Origin of the sequence: Gordonia sp. L191 (assembly GCF_030077625.1) — a bacterium.
GTDB classification, from domain to species: Bacteria; Actinomycetota; Actinomycetes; order Mycobacteriales; family Mycobacteriaceae; genus Gordonia; species Gordonia polyisoprenivorans_A.
In genome coordinates this window covers 3,838,397-3,855,858 of sequence record NZ_CP125996.1, presented here as the reverse complement: position 1 = coordinate 3,855,858, position 17,462 = coordinate 3,838,397, and the positions used below count along the sequence as shown (strand labels likewise).

The 17,462-nt window shown below is 66.7% G+C and carries 13 protein-coding genes; 10 read left to right on the top strand and 3 right to left on the bottom strand.

The window, feature by feature from the left end; all coding sequences use genetic code 11:
• Window positions 1-109: 109 nt before the first annotated feature.
• The 3 genes from QNM97_RS17455 (at window position 110) to QNM97_RS17445 (ending at window position 1,911) form a co-directional block, all read left to right on the top strand.
• Entirely contained in the window at window positions 110-790 is a 681-nt protein-coding gene (locus QNM97_RS17455; RefSeq protein ID WP_283819585.1) for a DUF4190 domain-containing protein, read from the top strand.
• Between the two features lie 168 nt (window positions 791-958).
• Window positions 959-1,132 carry a 50S ribosomal protein L32 gene (gene rpmF / locus QNM97_RS17450; RefSeq protein WP_014359175.1) on the top strand — a complete coding sequence of 58 codons (174 nt, stop codon included), beginning with the start codon at window positions 959-961 and terminating at the stop codon, window positions 1,130-1,132.
• Between the two features lie 98 nt (window positions 1,133-1,230).
• Window positions 1,231-1,911 carry a trimeric intracellular cation channel family protein gene (locus QNM97_RS17445; protein ID WP_208794823.1) on the top strand — a complete coding sequence of 227 codons (681 nt, stop codon included), beginning with the start codon at window positions 1,231-1,233 and terminating at the stop codon, window positions 1,909-1,911.
• Between the two features lie 374 nt (window positions 1,912-2,285).
• On the opposite strand, the gene QNM97_RS17440 is transcribed toward QNM97_RS17445, so the two are convergent.
• Window positions 2,286-3,056, bottom strand: a complete 771-nt coding sequence (locus QNM97_RS17440; RefSeq protein WP_283819584.1) for an SDR family oxidoreductase — start codon at window positions 3,054-3,056, stop codon at window positions 2,286-2,288.
• 171 nt (window positions 3,057-3,227) lie between these two features.
• Between QNM97_RS17440 and QNM97_RS17435 the strand changes: the two genes are divergently transcribed.
• The 5 genes from QNM97_RS17435 (at window position 3,228) to QNM97_RS17415 (ending at window position 9,141) form a co-directional block, all read left to right on the top strand.
• Window positions 3,228-4,178 (top strand): AurF N-oxygenase family protein, encoded by a 951-nt coding sequence (locus QNM97_RS17435; RefSeq protein WP_283819583.1) that lies wholly within the window; start codon window positions 3,228-3,230, stop codon window positions 4,176-4,178.
• Window positions 4,178-5,761, top strand: coding sequence for an FAD-dependent oxidoreductase (locus tag QNM97_RS17430; RefSeq protein WP_283819582.1), 1,584 nt, complete (start codon window positions 4,178-4,180; stop codon window positions 5,759-5,761). Before QNM97_RS17435 ends, QNM97_RS17430 begins: the two co-directional genes overlap by 1 nt.
• Window positions 5,762-5,912: 151 nt before the next feature.
• On the top strand, window positions 5,913-6,260 hold the full coding sequence (locus QNM97_RS17425; RefSeq protein WP_283819581.1) for a molybdopterin oxidoreductase: 348 nt from the start codon (window positions 5,913-5,915) through the stop codon (window positions 6,258-6,260).
• A complete protein-coding gene (gene nirB, locus QNM97_RS17420) occupies window positions 6,260-8,773 on the top strand; it encodes a nitrite reductase large subunit NirB (RefSeq protein ID WP_283819580.1) in 2,514 nt (837 codons plus the stop codon). Before QNM97_RS17425 ends, nirB begins: the two co-directional genes overlap by 1 nt.
• Entirely contained in the window at window positions 8,770-9,141 is a 372-nt protein-coding gene (locus QNM97_RS17415; protein WP_283819579.1) for a Rieske (2Fe-2S) protein, read from the top strand. The genes nirB and QNM97_RS17415 overlap by 4 nt, the downstream gene beginning before the upstream one ends.
• A gap of 28 nt (window positions 9,142-9,169) precedes the next feature.
• On the opposite strand, the gene dctA is transcribed toward QNM97_RS17415, so the two are convergent.
• Window positions 9,170-10,585, bottom strand: coding sequence for a C4-dicarboxylate transporter DctA (dctA, locus tag QNM97_RS17410; RefSeq protein WP_283819578.1), 1,416 nt, complete (start codon window positions 10,583-10,585; stop codon window positions 9,170-9,172).
• 98 nt (window positions 10,586-10,683) lie between these two features.
• Window positions 10,684-14,868, bottom strand: coding sequence for a bifunctional nitrate reductase/sulfite reductase flavoprotein subunit alpha (locus tag QNM97_RS17405; protein ID WP_283819577.1), 4,185 nt, complete (start codon window positions 14,866-14,868; stop codon window positions 10,684-10,686).
• A gap of 236 nt (window positions 14,869-15,104) precedes the next feature.
• Between QNM97_RS17405 and QNM97_RS17400 the strand changes: the two genes are divergently transcribed.
• Complete coding sequence (locus tag QNM97_RS17400; RefSeq protein ID WP_014359185.1) at window positions 15,105-15,791, top strand: response regulator transcription factor; 687 nt, start codon at window positions 15,105-15,107, stop codon at window positions 15,789-15,791.
• Window positions 15,791-17,443 (top strand): sensor histidine kinase, encoded by a 1,653-nt coding sequence (locus QNM97_RS17395; protein WP_502874930.1) that lies wholly within the window; start codon window positions 15,791-15,793, stop codon window positions 17,441-17,443. The genes QNM97_RS17400 and QNM97_RS17395 overlap by 1 nt, the downstream gene beginning before the upstream one ends.
• The last annotated feature ends 19 nt before the right edge of the window (window positions 17,444-17,462 follow it).

Genomic DNA, 17,462 nt, shown 5'->3' with positions numbered 1-17,462 from the left:
GCGCCGATCGAACGGATGAGTCGACGGCTTCGGTGTGCGGTGGTGACCGACCGGTTCGCTATTCTGATCGGCATCACGCCTCCAGGCGGCCGATCAGGAAGGTCGAAGCATGTCCACACCGCAGGATGACCGCGGGCACTCACCGGACTCCGGCGCATCGCCGGACGACGAGACGACGATCCATCACCCCAAGATCGACTTCAGCAAGCCGGCGACACCGTCCGACGACGCGTCGCAATGGCAGGCGACCCAGCTGAACCCCACGCCCCCGGCACCGTCGCAGGGTGCGGGACTGCCGCCGATGCAGCCGCCGACGCCGCCGGCGTCGTCGACCCCGCCCGCCTACGGCGCTCCGTCGTATCCGGGGTCCGGGGCGCCCGGCTATGGACAGCCGGGTCAGGCTGCACCGGGCTACGGGCAGCCCGCCTATGGTCAGCCCTCCTACGGGCAACCGGGCTATGGGCAACCGGGTTACGGGCAGCAGCCGGGGTATGGGCAACCGGGATACGGACAGCCCTACGTCGGTGTGCCGGCCAAGCGCACGAACCCGATGGCCATCGCGGCGCTCGTCGTCTCGCTCGTCGGGTGCGGGTGCCTGAGCTGGCTCGGGATCGTGTTCGGGGTCATCGCGCGTAACCAGATCAGGGACTCGCAGGGCACCGAGGAAGGCGAAGGTTTGGCACTCGCCGGGATCATCATCGGTGCGGTGGCGCTGGGGCTTTTCCTCATCTACGTCGTCATCGAGATCCTGGTGGGTGGTTTCGCGGCGGTGTCGTCGAGTTCGTCGTGACGGCCGCTGGTCGGGGGTGACGGCGCGTTTTGGATCCACGACCACCCGCCGGGTAGTCTGGTGGGGTTGCGTGTCGCGCCTAACTGCCGCGGACGCGCTGACCAGGAGCGATCATCCCCCGTACTCGGTGCGGGTGAATGGCGAGACCACGTAGAGAAGGGCACGATCATGGCTGTACCGAAGCGCCGGATGTCGCGGGCGAACACCCGCAGCCGTCGTTCGCAGTGGAAGGCGGACAACCCCGCACTGCAAGAGGTCAAGGTGAACGGCGTCGCGCAGCGTATCCCGCGTCGCCTCGTCAAGGCCGCGCAGGCCGGCATCATCGATCTCGATCGCCGCTGAGCGAACGTTTGACCGGATAGCCGGTCCACAACGACGACCGCCCCGGGAGCTTCTCGGGGCGGTCGTCGTTGTGAGGGGCGGTGCCGTGAGGAGGGCCCGTGCTGCTGCAGATTCTCACCATTGCCGGTATCGCCGTGTTCGCCGCGTCGGGTGCGGTGCTCGGTGTGCGCAAGGACTTCGATCTGTGGGGCATCCTCACCGTCGCGATCCTCACCGGTGTCGGTGGCGGCATCCTGCGTGACCTGCTCCTCGGAGTCACTCCGCCCACGTCACTGCAGACCTGGCCGCCGGTCGCGACAGCGGCCATCGCCGGTGTCGTCGTGTTCTTCTTCCATCCGGCCTTCACCGAGTTGCGGCGCACGATCCTGGTGCTCGATGCCTTCGGTATGGGACTGTTCGCCACGACCGGCGCGAGCGTCGCCGTCGGGCTGCACGCGAGCGCGTTGGCCTCGGTGCTCGTCGGGATGCTGACCGCCATCGGCGGTGGCGTGATCCGCGATGTCCTCGTCAACGAGGTGCCGCTGCTGTTGCAGCCGGCCGATCTCTACGCGGTGCCCGCGCTCGTCGGTGCCGGTGTGTACGTCGCCGGCCACGCGATGTTCCCCTCGGCGCACGGGGTGTTACTGGTGGTCGGGGCCGCGATGGCCACGACCCTGCGTCTGTGCGGACTCGCGTTCCGATGGCGCCTGCCCGTCGCCCCGCGTCGGACCACCGTGTGGCCGACCCTGCGATTACCGCGACGCCGGGCCGGGAAGCGGCCGGGCGACGTCGATTCGTAGGCGGGCGCTCCGGCTCGCTGCGCTCGCGACCTTCGGGGGTGAATACCGTTTCCACCGAATCGGGCTGAAAACGGCGATTTTTCGGGTCGGTGGTCCGCTGCGGTGGAAGTTATATTCGTAGGTGGGCGCCTTTTCTGGTGGTCGAGGTGTGACGAGCCGATAGGCGAGGAGCCTCGAGACCGCTTGTGTCAGAGCTAGTTTCGGGTTCCAGCGGATGTGTGCGGTGGTCTCGAGGCGCTCCGGCTCGCTGCGCTCGCGCGGGGCTCCTCGATCATCCGGGGAAAAGGTTCCTCGACCATCCGCGGGGCTCCTCGACCATCGGGGGTGATGGGCGCCTCTGCAGTCGGGAGGAGCGGTCCTCGAGCAGTGGGGGCCTACTGCGCGATCAGCTTGTTGACGGTGCGGTTCAGGAAGTTCGGGATGAACTTGGCGGCGTTGTTGAGGAACAGCGTCTGGGTGCCGACGGAGTAGCTGGTGCGGTGCAGCAGGCGATCGATGCGGTTCGGGTTCACCGATTCGTAGACCTTCTCGGCAACCTCCTCGGGCGTGATGCGCACACCGAGGGTCTTGGTCGACTTGGCGTCGTTGTCGGCGAGCGCGGTCTTGGCCCACAGCGGCCAGATGCCGACGACGCGGATGTCCTCGTGCTCCCACTCGAGTTCGAGGGCCTCGGTGAGACCGGCGACGTAGAACTTGGTGGCCGAATAGGTCGCGATGCCGGGCTGGCCGTAGATCGCCGACGCCGAGGCGATGTTGACCAGGTGCGCGCCTGGCGTCTTCTTCAGATACGGGTAGGCGGCCTGCGCGCCGAGGGTCACACCCAGCGCGTCGATGTCGATCTGCGCGCGGATCGCCTCAGGGGTGATCTCGTCGAGCCGTCCGGCGACGAGGATGCCCGCGTTGTTGTCGAGGACGTCGAGGGTGCCGCCGGTGTGTTCGGTGAACGCGGCGAGCGCGTCGGCCCACTGCTGCGGTTCACGGACGTCGAGGACCCCGGTGATGAAGTCGGGGTGATTGGCGGCCACCTTGTCGAGTGCTTCCCGGTTCACGTCGTAGACGCCGACGGTCCACCCCTCGCGCTCGAATCGCTCGGCCGTCGCCAGTCCGATGCCCGACGCACCGCCGGTGATGAAGATGGAAGACATATGCACTCCTCGGTGTGACCTGCGCAAACGTGGTACCACTCAGAACTTACTGGTGAGTATAGTAGCGAAGCTGTTTACCAGGTCACACGGGACTGCTATCTTGACAACAAGCGTTGATATGACATCAGCCGTTGTCATAGAAAGACCCGACCGAGACGGAGGCACCGCGACATGACCGCCGCAATGGACCGCACAGCTCCTCACACCCCCGCTGACGACGACGGAGTCGTCATCAGCATGCACGACCAGGGAACCGACGAGGTGTCGACGCGACTGCTCGCGTCGGCGGCCCGGCTGTCGCGCAATGCGATGACCGAGATCGACTGGTCTCTACCCATGGACCCGACGAAGTACGGCTGCAGCCCGGAATGGTCGTCGCTCTACGGCACGGCCTACTGGGACGAACTGACCGAGGAGCAGCGCATCTCGGTCACGCGCCACGAGTTCGCGTCGATCATGAACATCGGCATCTGGTTTGAGATGATCCTGCAGGAAATGGTCGTCCGCGATCAGTACCTCGGCGCCTACCACAGCCCCGAGTTCCAGTTCGCGCTCACCGAGATCGCCGACGAATGCCGGCACTCGATCATGTTCGCCAAGGCCAGCGAGAAGATGGTCGGCACCTCCTACAAGCCCACCAAGTGGGTCGGTCGGCTCGGCCGATTCTTCAAGGGCACCGCCAAGAACGAGGTCGCCTACGCCGGCATCCTCGTCGCCGAAGAGGTCCTCGACGTCTTCCAGCGCGGCTGCATGCGTGACGAGCGGGTGCTCCCGTTCATCCGCACCGTCAACGAGATCCACGTCCTCGAGGAATCGCGGCACATGAAGTTCGCCCGCGAAGAGGTTCGCGAGTCGATGCAGGGCATTAGCTGGGCCCGCCGTCAGTTCAGCGCACTGTATGTGTCGGTGGCCGCCTACATGATCGTGTCGAGCCTGGTGCAGCGCAAGGCATTCGAGGATGCCGGACTCGACGCCGACCGCGCCGTCGAGGAGATGAACCACAACTCGCACTTCCAGTCGATGATCCGCAGCAGCTGCGCGCATCTGATGGAGTTCCTCGACGAGGTGGGCCTGCTGACCCGCCCGGCGATGCACTACTACCGGAAAGTGCACATGCTCTGATGTTTGTCATCACCCAATCCTGTTGCAGCGACGCAGCATGTGTGTCGGTCTGTCCGGTCAACTGCATCCACCCGACTCCTGAGGAGCGGGGCTTCGGGACCTCCGACATCCTGCACATCGACCCACAGGCCTGCATCGACTGCGGTGCCTGCGCCGATGCCTGCCCCGTGGACGCGATCTTCCCCGCCGACAAGCTCGGCACCCGCGACAAGGTCTTCGTCGAGATCAACGCCGACTACTACAAGAACAACCCGGACGTGACCTCGGGGTGGTCGGACGTGGTGTACCCGGAGATACCGAAACTTCCTGCGGGACTGCGGGTTGCTCTCGTCGGCACCGGCCCGTCCGGTGGTTACGCCCTGCGGACCCTGCTCGACCGGACCGAGGCGCACGTGACCGTCATCGATAAGCTGCCCACCCCGGGCGGCCTCGTCCGTGCCGGGGTGGCCCCCGACCACCCGGGTACCAAGGGCGTGTTGCGCGGCTTCGACCTGCTCTACCGCGATCCCCGCGTCACCATGGCCACCAACGTCGAGGTGGGGGAGGCGCCGGGGCAGATCACCCCCGCCGAACTCGCCGACCACTTCGACGCCGTGTTCTACGCCGTGGGCGCGAGTGAGTCACGGCGCCTGGGGATTCCGGGCGAGGAGCTACCCGGCTCGACGTCGGCCACCGAACTCGTCGCGTGGTACAACGCGGTGCCCGGCGCCGACGCCGCACCCCCGATCCGCCGCGACGACACCGCGACCGGCCGGGCCGTCATCGTCGGCACCGGTAACGTCGCTCTCGACGTCGCCCGCATCCTCATCTCACCGCCGGAGTTGTTGGCCACCACCGACATCGCCGACCGCGCGATGCGCATCCTCGAGGAGCAGAACGTCCACGAGGTCGTCGTGCTCGGCCGTCGAGATCAGGCGTCGGCTGCATACACGTCGGCGGAATACCGTGCGCTGTCCACGATTCCGGGCGTGGAGGTCGTCGTCCACGACGACCCCGACGCCGAATTGCCGGACTTCACCGGTCCCGCCGATGCGCAGCACCGTCGTATCGTGTTCCTCTTCCACTCCGCCCCGGAACGCATCCTCGGGCAGACGCAGGTCGAGGCCGTCGACGTTCGCACCGGATCGCACACCCATCGCATCGCCGCCGATCTCGCGGTGCGCTCCATCGGGTATCGGTCGGTGCCGATCGCGGGACTGCCCTTCGACGACGCGCGTGGCGTGTTCCCCAACAACGAGGGCCGGATGCTCGACGAGCACGGGCAGGCCATCCCGGGCGTCTACGTCCTCGGGTGGGCCAAGCGCGGCCCGAGTGGCGGCATCGGCGCCAACAAGATGTGCGCGCAACGCACCGTGGAGGACTTCATCGACGACGCCGTCGCGGGTATTCTGCCCCGATCCGGGCGCGCGGCCGAGGAGTTCGGAGCGTTGTTGCGCAAGCGAACCCGCCATGTCATCGGCTACCGGGGCATGCGTGCCATCGACCGCATCGAACGGCGTCGCGGCGAGGAGCAGGGCCGCCCGCGCGTGAAGTTCACCCGCATCCCCGACATGGTCGGCGCTGCGGGATGGCGCAAGCGATGAGCGTGGGCCCGGGCCGTCGTCCATCGGCCCGGGCCAACATCGCAACCCCGGAGTGCGTCGCACCTCGGCGAGGGTGCCACGTGAGCGCCTGACAACGCCCCCGTAACACGGCAGCAAGTCGTATTTCACGCGGCGTCGGGATAGTGGCCCCATGGCCAGTACCCCGCACTTCCTTCAGGGCGTCTTCGCGTTCACCGGCTCCGGGCTCGCCAAGCCCGCGCCGATCGATCCGGGGCTGTCGTATGTGGTGCCCTCCGGACTGACCGCCCAGCCGTTGTACTTTCGCGGCGGCAACAGCGCGGGCGAACTGATCTCGGTGACCCTGATGCGCGACGGCTCACCGATGCGGATCTTTCCGATGGGAGCCCGCGCTGCGGTGAACGTACCGCTGCGGGTGGTGCAGGACGTGGACCCCGATTCGACCCTCGAACTCCTGCTCGCGGCCCCCGAGGGATGCACCGGTGAGGTCGTCATCGACTTCGGCATGGTGCTCATCTGATGGGGGACCAGGCGCCGGGGGATGAAGGCGCTGTCGCGACACGTCGCCTCGTCGTCGTCGGCAACGGCATGGCCGGTGCCCGGACGGTCGAGGAAATCCTGGCGCGCGGTGGCGGTGAGCAGTTCTCGCTCACCATGATCGGCGACGAGCCGTATGGCAACTACAACCGGATCATGCTGTCGCACGTCCTCGCCGGGGAGAACACCGTCGACGACGACGATCTCATGCTGAATCCGATGTCGTGGTACTCCGACAACGGTGTCACCCTGCACGCCGGCGACCGTGCGGTCGCGGTGGATCGCTTCGCCAAGACCGTCACCTGCGAGAGCGGCACGGTCATCGGGTTCGACGTGTTGATCATCGCGACCGGATCGCACACCTTCTTCCCGAACATGGACGGACTCCGCGAACCCGACGGCCGTTTGGCGCGAGGGGTTTTCGGGTTCCGCACGATCGCCGACACCAACGGCATGCTGCAGATGGCCACATCGCGCGATCACCTGCGCGCGGTGGTCATCGGCGGTGGGCTCCTCGGGCTCGAAGCCGCCCACGGCCTGAGCGCCCAGGGCGTCGCGGTGGACGTGGTGCACTCACCCGGACACTTGATGAACCAGCAACTCGACGAACGTGGCGGAAAAGTTCTGCGCAACACCATCGAAGCGCTCGGGGTGGGCGTGCACACCGGTAAACGCACCACCGCCGTCTTGCGCACCGACACCGGAACCGTTGCGGGCGTGCAGTTCACCGACGGCGACACCCTGCCCGCCGACATGATCGTGGTGACCGCGGGCATCCGCGCCAACGTCGAACTGGCACGCGGCGCCGGGCTGGTCGTCGAACGCGGCATCGTCGTCGACGACCAGATGCGGTGTGAAGATGAGGCATTCATCTACGCCGTCGGTGAGTGCGCACAGCACCGCAGCGAGGTGTACGGGCTGGTCGCGCCGCTGTGGGAACAGGCGGCGGTGCTCGCCGATGTACTCACCGGCGCCGATCCGCATGCGGAGTATCACGGTTCGCGTCTGACCACCAAGCTGAAGGTGGCGGGCGTGGACGTCGCGGCGATGGGTGTCAAGGGCCCGGAACGCGAGGACGACGAGTTCGTCCAGTTCTACGAACCGCGCAACGGCATCTACAAGTCGGTGGTGGTGCGCGACAACAAACTCATCGGCGCGATGCTCCTCGGCGACGTCTCCAAGGTCGGCTTCCTCACCCAGGCCTTCGACGAGAAGGTACCGCTACCCGCCGAACGCATCTCGATGCTGTTCGACATGGGAACACCCAGTGCGGCAACCGGTGCCGCGGAGCTGTCCGACGACGCGCAGGTGTGCAACTGCAACGGCGTCACCAAGGGCGACCTGGTGGCGTGCGTCCGCGGCGGCGCCACCAGCGTCGCCGAGGTGTGTGCGGCCACCCGCGCGGGTAAGGGCTGTGGCTCGTGCAAGGGGCTCGTCGCCGACATCGTCGAGGTCGCGGCCGGCGACACACTGACCTCCGATGCCTCCGCCGACTGGTACGTCCCGTGCATCCCATTGGCGAAACCCGAACTGATCGAAGCGATCCGGCGCCAGGATCTGCGGTCGGTCACCGCGGTGTTCGCCGCGCTCGCACCCGACGGGGAGGATGCGACGGCGAAGATGCCGTTGGCGTCGTTGCTGCGGGTGGTGTGGGGAGCCGACTGGCAGCGTGAACCGGGCGCGCTGTTCGTCAACGACAGGGTGCACGCGAACATCCAACGCGACGGCACGTTCTCGGTGGTGCCGCAGATGAAGGGCGGGGTCACCTCGCCGCAACAGCTGCGCCGGATCGCCGATGTCGCAGAGAAATACGACATCCCGATGATCAAGGCGACCGGCGGTCAACGGCTGGACCTGCTCGGCGTCACCAAGGAAGACCTCCCCAAGGTGTGGGCCGATCTCGGCATGCCGTCGGGCTATGCCTACGGCAAGAGCTTCCGGACGGTGAAAACCTGTGTGGGCACCGACTACTGCCGGTTTGGTCTCGGCGACTCGACAGCGCTGGGGATCGCCATCGAATCGCGCTATCAGGGGCTGGAATCGCCGGCCAAGCTCAAACTGGCGGTCACCGGATGCCCCCGCAACTGTGCGGAGGCACTGTGCAAGGACTTCGGGGTGGTGGCCATCGGCAACGGACTCTGGGAGATCTACGTCGGCGGTGCGGCCGGCGCGCACATTCGCAAGGGTGATCTGCTGGCCACCGCCGACTCCCCGGAGGAGGTGATCCGACTGTGCGGCATCTTCATCCAGTACTACCGGGAGAACGCCAAGTGGCTCGAACGCACCTATGCGTGGGTGCCGCGGATCGGGATCGACGAACTGCGCGCGATCCTCGTCGATGATCGCGACGGCCTCGTCGCGGGTTTGCAGGAACGGATCGACGATGCTGTCGCCGGCTACGTCGACCCGTGGCTCGACCGTGACGAGCCGAAGTCGCCCGCCCAATTCTCCTCCGCCCTGCCACTGTTGCCGCTGCCGCAGGTGCCGGTCCGGTGACCGCGGTGCGCCGGGCGCCGGGGTTCGTCAGCTCCGATTCCGTCAGTTCCGAGCCCGTCACCGCAGAACCCGTGGAGATCGGCGAGATGGCCGACCTCGCACTCGGAGAGGGTCGCGCATATGTGCTCGGCGACAAGCAGATAGCGGTGTTCCGGATGACCGACGGCACGCTGCGCGCCACCTCCGCGGTCTGCCCGCACCAGGGCGGCCCGCTCGCCGACGGACAGTTCGACCTCGGCACCATCGTCTGCCCGCTCCACCAGTACGCGTTCGGTTTCGCCGACGGTGGTTGCACCACAGCGGGTATCGGGACGATAGAGGTCTACCGCGTCGAGGATCGCGACGGACGCATCGTGGTCTGGGCGTAACGGCGTAACGGCAACTCGCCGGCCCGCGTCAGCCTTTCGCGACGTCCTGCGCAGCCACCTCGGGCATGGCCTCCTCCTCGGCACGCAACTCCACCTGTCCGGACATGGCGTCGATGTCCTCAAGTGCGGGCACCGGACGGCCGTCGAGGACGAGTCGCATCCGTTCTTTGTCCAGCTGGCCTTCCCAATTGGCGACGACGAAGGTGGCCACGCAGTTGCCGAGCAGATTCACCGACACGCGCATCGAATCCATGATGCGGTCGGCACCGAGCAGAAGGGCCACCGCCGCAACGGGAATGCTGCCGTGGCCGATGGCGGTCACCGTCGCGGACAGAGCGAGAAACGACGACCCCGGCACCCCGGCCATGCCCTTGGAGGTCAGCATGAGGACGAGGACAGCCGTCAGTTGCTCGCCGAGACTCAGATTCACGCCGAGTGCTTGCGCGAGAAACAGCACGCAGATCGACAGGTAGAGGGTGGCGCCGTCGAGGTTGAACGAGTATCCGGTGGGAACCACGAGTCCGGTGGTGGTCCGGGAGCATCCGGCGTAGGTCAGTTTGGTCATGATGCGCGGCAGCACGACTTCGGTCGATGCGGTCCCGAGTGCGATGAACAGTTCATCCTTGATGTAGCGCAGGAACTTCCAGAGATTCACCCCCGCGAAGACACGAACGACCGCGGCCAGCACGAGGATGAACAGCACCGCGGCGAGGTAGCAGCACGCGATGAGCTTTCCGTAGCTCGCCAGCGACGACAGGCCGTACTGGCCGACGATATAGGCCATCGCGCCGAAGGCGCCGACGGGCGCGAGTTTCATGATCCAGCCGATCATCAGGAAGAAGACGTGGCTGGACTGGTCCACGAACGAGACGACTACGGGGACCTTGGAACCCAGTTTCGCCAGGGCCAGTCCGAACAACACGGCGAAGAACAGCACCTGCAGGAGCTCGTTCTCCGCGAACGCCGAGATCACCGACGTGGGAATGATGTTCATGAGGAACTCGACCGTGTGCGGTAGTTCGCCGTTGCCGGTCGACTTGGCGACCGCGTCGGCGCCGGTGGCCAGGGTTTGCGGGTCGATGCTGAATCCGCTGCCGGGCTTGACGATGTTGCCGACCGCCAGGCCGAAGATCAACGCGAAGGTGGTGACCACCTCGAAGTAGATGAGTGCCTTGACGCCGATGCGGCCCACCGACTTGAGGTCACCGACGTGAGCGATCCCGAGCACGACGGTGCAGAAGATGATGGGCGCGATGAGCATCTTGATGAGCTTGATGAATCCATCGGCCAGGGGTTTGAGTGCCGACCCGGCATCGGGCCACAGTGCTCCGAGGACGATACCGGCGATGATCGCCACGATCAGCCAGGTGAACAGCGAGGTATACCAGGCGCCCCGGGGTTTGCGGGCGGGCCCCTCTGACGGCACGGTGATGTCTGTGGTCATCCGGCGAGTCTGGCAACGAGCCAATTCTCTATAGTTAAACGGCGATTACAGTGATGTGAATTCACCTCTGTGCATGATCCCGGCCGGTCTCCGCCCGGTCAGTACACGTCGCGCACATACCGCTTGTCGGCGGCGAGCGCCTTGACGTACTGCTCGGCGCTCTTCTCCGACAGCTTTCCATACTGGGCGACAACACCTTTGATCATCGCATCGACGTCGCGGGCCATCCTGGTCGCGTCTCCGCACACATAGATGTGGGCACCGTCGTGCAGCCATCGGTAGAGTTCGGCGCCGTGTTCGGCGATGCGGTCCTGCACGTAGATCTTGCGGTCCTGATCGCGGGAAAAGGCAACGTCGAGGCGGGTCAGCAGGCCGTCGGAGAGCATGTCGGTGAGCTCGTCGCGGTAGTAGAAGTCGGTGGCGCTGTGCTGTTCACCGAAGAACAGCCAGTTGCGCCCACCGTGCCCGAGAGCACGCCGCTCGTGCAGGAATGCGCGAAACGGTGCGATACCGGTGCCGGGCCCGATCATGATCATCGGCGTGTCGGGATCGGCCGGCGGGCGAAAGTGGTTGGTGGGCGTCACGAAAACACCCACCTCGGCGCTCTCGGCGTGGTCGGCGAGGAAGGTCGAACACACGCCGTGGCGCGGGGTGCCGTGCACGTTGTAGCGCACCGCCGACACCGTCAGGTGTACCTCGCCCGGCGTGGTCAGTGGTGACGACGAGATCGAGTACGAGCGTGGTGCAAGGGGTTTGATGCGGTCGACCCATTCCTGCGGGTCGGCGTCGACGCGGGTTGTCGCCAGCACGTCAACCGATTGTCGTCCCCACGACCATGCACCGAACTCGTCCTTGTTGCCAGGTGCTGCAAGTGTGGACAATGCCTGATCGCCGCTGCGTTCGGCCATGAATCGGACGAGATCGGGTGTGAGGCGCGCGATCTCGAGGTGGTCACGAAGCGCCGTGTCGAGGGTGGTGGTCCCACCCGGTCCCGACGGGCCGTCGGGGATCTCGACTCTGGCCTGCGGGTCGAGGCGGGTGTGGTGTAGCCACTCGTCGACCAGGCTCTCGCTGTTGCGTGGGTAGACGCCGAGCGCGTCGCCGGCCCGATAATCCAGGGTGCCCGGCGGAAGGTGGAAGGCGAAGTTGCGCACATCCTTCGCCGAGCCGGAGGTGTTCAATCGTCTGTTGTGGATCAGGCTGGTACGCAACGGCTTCTTGCGTGAATACCCGGGCGAGCTGACCTGTGCGGCGGGTTCGCGAACCTCGACGCGTGCGGCGGTGACGTCGGTAGGCGTCGGGGCCGCGGGTGTGAGTCGAGTGAGAACACGCTCAAGCCACACCCCGGCGGGCTCCTCGAAGTCCGGCTCGCAGTCCACCCGGTCGGTCAGGCGCGTCGCCCCGAGCTCGGCGAGCCGTTCGTCGAGTCTGCGTCCGTGGCCGCAGAAGTCGTCATAACTGGAATCGCCGAAAGCCAGGACCGAATAGGCCAATTCGTCAAGTGCGGGCGCGTCGTCGGCGTTCAGGCGCTCCCAGAAGCCGGTGCCGTTGTCCGGTGGTTCACCGTCGCCGGTGGTTGCCGTGATGAACAGTGTGATGCCGGACAACGTGTTCGGATCGCACTCGTCCATCGCGCTGGCGGTCACCGGGTGCCCACTCTCGCGCAGGCGCCCGGCCACGGTCTCGGCGAAGTCTTCGGCACTGCCCATCTGCGACGCCCAGAGGACGCTGATCGGTGCCCGTGACGGTGCCTGCGCCCCGGCGGCTGTCGCGTCGGTGGATGAGTCGGCGGCGTCCGAGCGCGAGAACATCCCGGCCAGCACTCCGTTCACGAAGGCGGTGGTGGCTGCTGCCAAGGGCGCGTCCGCGGGCAGGGTCGGCACCGCGTCGCGGGGCGGTGCGGCACGGATCCCGGCCACCAGACCGGCGAGGTAGATCCGTTCGGACTCGGTGAAAGACGGTGCGGCGATGTCGGAGACGCCCAGGGCCGTCGCGAGCGCATCCGTGAGCGCCGTCGCCGGAAGCGAAGGCGCTGTCGGCGCGGTGGCGGGCGCTGTCGCCGGAAGCGAAGGCGCTGTCGGCGGTCCGGCGGCACCGACTCTGGTCAGGGCAACCGCACACACCTTGAACTCCGGTTGTTGGGAAGCGGGATCGATGGCATCGGAGGTGACCGCGTTGATCGTGAGGTGCTCACCCCAGAGGTCATTCCAATGGAACGGGACGAAGACGCTGCCCGGCCGGACGCGGTCGGACACCTGCGCCGGTAGGACCGCACGCCCGCGTCGCGAGGCGACTTCGACTTGGTCGCTCTCGGAAATCGCCAGCCGGGCAGCATCATCGGGGTGGATCTCGACGAACGGCCCGGGTGCGAGTTTGTTCAGTTTGGCAACCCGGCCGGTCTTGGTCAGCGTGTGCCACTGGTGTGGAAGGCGCCCGGTGTTGAGCAGGATCGGATAGTCGTCGTCGGGCATCTCCGCCGGATCGACGTGTGGCCGCGCGAAGAACTGTGCGCGACGCGTCGGTGTGGCAAAGGCCAACCGAGGGCGGGTGCCGTCGGTTGGCTGGTGCAGCGTCTGGCTGTGACCGTCGTTGAGGTAGCGGACGGGGTGCCGTCCATCGGCGTCGGTGTCCTCCGGTGGGCACGGCCATTGGATGGGGGAGCGGCGCAGCCGCTCGTAGGTGACACCCCGGAGGTCGTAGCCGGTGCGCGGGTTGTGAAAGCGGCGGATCTCGTTGAAGATCTCCTCGGCGCTGCCGTAGGTGAAGGATTCGGAATATCCCATGGCGCAGGCGATCCGAGCGATGATCTGCCAGTCCGGTAGCGCCTGACCGGGTGCCGGAATGGCCGGGGAGAACAGCGTGATGTTGCGCTCGGAGTTGACCATGGTGCCGGTGGATTCGCTCCACAGGGCGGCGGGCAGGACGACGTCGGCGTAGGCGTTGGTCTCGGTGGCGGTGAACGCGTCCTGGGTGACGACGAGCTCGGCGCGGCGGAGACCATCGATGACGGTACTCCGATTGGCCACCGAGGCAACGGGATTGGTGCAGATGATCCAACATGCCTTGATCTGTCCGTCGGCCATGCGGGAGAACATGTCGATGGTGCCGCCGCCGACGTCGGTGCGCAGAGTTCCGGCGGGCAGGTGCCACTGATCCTCGACGAAGGCCCGGTCCTCGTCGGAGGTCACGGCCCGCTGACCGGGCAATCCTGGTCCCATGTAACCCATCTCGCGGCCACCCATGGCGTTGGGCTGACCGGTCAGCGAGAACGGCCCGCTGCCGAGACGGCAGATCGCGCCGGTGGCGAGGTGAAGATTGATGAGCGCGTTGGTGTTCCACGTTCCGTGCGTCGACTGGTTGAGGCCCATCGTCCAGCAACTCATCCAGTTGCCGGCGGTGCCGATCAACGCCGCCGCGGCCCGTAGGTCCTTCTCGTCGATCCCGCAGATCTCGGCCACCCGCTCCGGCGGGTACTGCTCGGCGAAGGGCGGCATCTGCTCGAAGCCGTCGGTGAACTCGGCGATGAACTCCTCGTCGAGATGGCCGCCGACGATCAGCAGATGAAGGATTCCGTTGAGTAGTGCGAGGTCGGTGCCGGAGCGGACGGGTAGGTAGAGGTCGGCCTTGTCGGCGGTGGCGGTGCGTCGCGGGTCGGCCACGATGAGGGTGGCGCCGGCCTTGACGCGGTCCATCATCCGCAGGAAGAGGATCGGGTGGCAGTCGGCCATGTTCGCGCCGATGACGAAAAAGACGTCGGCGTTGTCGAAATCCTGATAGGAGCCCGGTGGGCCGTCGGCGCCGAGGGACTGCTTGTAGCCGGTGCCGGCGCTGGCCATGCAGAGCCGTGAGTTGGACTCGATCTGGTTGGTGCCGATGAACCCCTTGGCGAGCTTGTTGCTGAGGTACTGCGCCTCCATCGACATCTGACCGGACACGTACAGGGCCACCGCGTCGGGACCGTGCTCGTCGATGATGGCGCGCAGTCGTGTGGCGGTGTCGAGGAGAACGTCGTCGAGGTCGGCGGGCTGCGGCTCGGCGTCGCGGGAAGAACGCACCAGCGGGGCGGTCAGCCGGCCGCCGGAGTTCAGCATGTCGGCGGTGGTGGAGCCCTTGGTGCACAGCCGACCGAAGTTCGTCGGGTGATTCTTGCGTCCCGTGCTCTTGAGGACCCGCATCGGCTCGTCCGACTCGCCGGACACCGTCAGATCGAGCCCGCAGCCAACCCCGCAATAGGCGCACAGCGTTGCGGTGGTCGACGGCGAAGTACTCGGCGGGCTCACCATCCCAGCGTCGGTACCGCGTGTTTCACGACCCGAATGCCGCGGTTACACCGCAATCAACTTGGCCTCACACGCGTGCTCGGCAGATGTGCGGTGGATCGCCGCCGCCGAGTGCACCACCTCGACCGGCCGGTGCAGGCGCAGCCCCGCACCATCGGGGTCCTACGCTCGGCCGAAAGTTCGCACGACCTGCGCGTTGCTCAGACACCTCTCAGTAGTTGTGGATAAAACTAGTACCCATGCGAATACTCGTGGTCGACGACGATCGGGCCGTGCGTGAGTCGTTACGCCGATCGCTCACCTTCAACGGCTACACCGTCGACACCGCAGGTGACGGCATCGAAGCGCTGGAGAAGGTGGTTGCCGAGCGACCCGACGTCGCCATCCTGGATGTGATGATGCCGCGCCTCGACGGTCTGGAGGTGTGCCGGCGACTGCGTTCCACCGGCGATGACCTGCCGATTCTGGTGCTCACCGCACGCGACTCGGTGTCCGAGCGGGTGGCCGGCCTCGACGCCGGAGCCGATGACTACCTGCCCAAGCCGTTCGCGATGGAAGAACTCCTCGCGCGTCTGCGCGCCCTGCTGCGCCGCGCGGCCCCCGAGGACGGCGCCGACTCGGAGACCCTGACGTTCGCGGATCTCTCACTCGACCCGGTGACCCGCGACGTCTACCGCGGTGAACGCCAGATCAGTCTGACGCGCACCGAGTTCGCGTTGCTGGAAATGCTGATGGCCAATCCGCGGCGGGTGCTCTCGCGCAGCCGGATTCTCGAAGAGGTGTGGGGCTACGACTTCCCGACCTCCGGTAATGCCCTCGAGGTCTACGTCGGCTACCTGCGGCGCAAGACCGAGGCCGACGGGGAGACCCGCCTGATCCACACCGTGCGCGGCGTCGGATACGTGCTGCGGGAGACGCCGCCGTAGTGGCCAACCCCGGACACTCCCCGGCGGACGCCGAGACGGATTCCGCGTCGTCGTCGCCCTTCACCACGGGACACACCACGTCGGACACACCGACGGCGCCCCCGCATACCTCCACCCAGCACGCGTCGACACCGCATCCGTCGGCGATGAACCCCGGCAGCTCGATGCCCCTGCGGATTCGTCGCGGTGCTGCACGTCGGTGGTTCCGTCTGCGCAAGCGCGGCGAGCGCGAGATGCGGGCGCCGATGCCGCTGACGCGTTCGGTCTCCCTGCGAGTGCGCGTGACACTGCTCTCGGCGACGGTGGTGCTGCTCGCGGTGAGTCTGATGGCGGCGGCCGCCTACTTCGTGGTCTACCGCGCGATGTACAACGAGATCGACACCGGGCTGGAGAGTCGTGCCGACGGGATGACGTTGCTGGCCAAGAACGGCACGATCAACCAGCGTCCGGCGGCGCTGCTGACCGGAACCGTGTTCTCCACCAGCATCTCCATCGGTCTCGTCCGCCCGGACGGTGTCGCGCTGACCGTCGGTGAGGTGCCATTCGGTGATGCCGAGCGATCGGTGGCGATGTCGCCGACGCGGCCGGGCAACAACGCGCAGAGCCTGCGCACGATCAACAACCAGCGGGTGCTCGCCCGCAAACTCGACGACGGCAGCACCCTGATCCTGGCGCAGTCGTTGTTGCATACCGATCGCACGCTCAAGCGGTTGGCCTGGGTGCTCTTTGTGGTCGGCTGCGGTGGGGTGGCGCTGGCCGCACTGGCCGGCATGACCGTGGCCCGAGCGGGGTTGAGACCCGTTGCCAGACTCACACGGGCGACCGAACGGGTGGCCCGGACCCAGGACCTCACGCCGATCCCGGTCACCGGCAACGACGAGTTGGCACGGTTGACCGAGAGCTTCAACACGATGTTGCGTGCGCTTGCCGAATCCCGGGACCAGCAGGCGAGATTGGTCGCCGACGCCGGGCACGAGTTACGCACGCCGTTGACGTCGCTGCGTACCAACCTCGAACTGCTGATCGCCTCGAGCGAACCCGGGGCACCACCGGTGCCCGCTGCCGACATGGTGGAGCTGCGCTCGGATGTGATGGCCCAGATCGGCGAATTGTCGACGCTCGTGGGCGATCTCGTCGACCTCGCCCGCGAGGATGCACCGGAAGTGGTGCACGAGGAGATCGACCTCGGCGAGGTGGTCTCCGGAGCGCTCGAGCGGGTGCGTCGTCGCCGATCGGATGTGGAATTCACCACGACGCTGATGCCGTGGTTCGTCTTCGGCGATCAGCACGGCCTCGCCCGCGCGGTGCTCAACGTGCTCGACAATGCCGCCAAGTGGTCGCCGCGCGGACGCACGGTGGAGGTCACGCTCACCCAGCTGACCCCCACCACCGCCGAACTGTCCGTCGCCGACGCCGGCCCCGGCATTCCGGAGGAGGACAGGGCGCTGGTGTTCGAGCGCTTCTACCGCGCCACTCAGTCGCGGTCGATGCCCGGGTCCGGACTCGGGTTGGCGATTGTGCGTCAGGTGGTGGTCCGCATGGGCGGCACGGTGCGCGCCGAGCAGTCGCACCTCGGCGGGGCAGTCATCCGAATGACATTGCCGGGGCATCCGGCGCCGATGGAACCAACGCCACAGGTGGTTCGTCAGTAGAGAGATGACTCGACAGCGA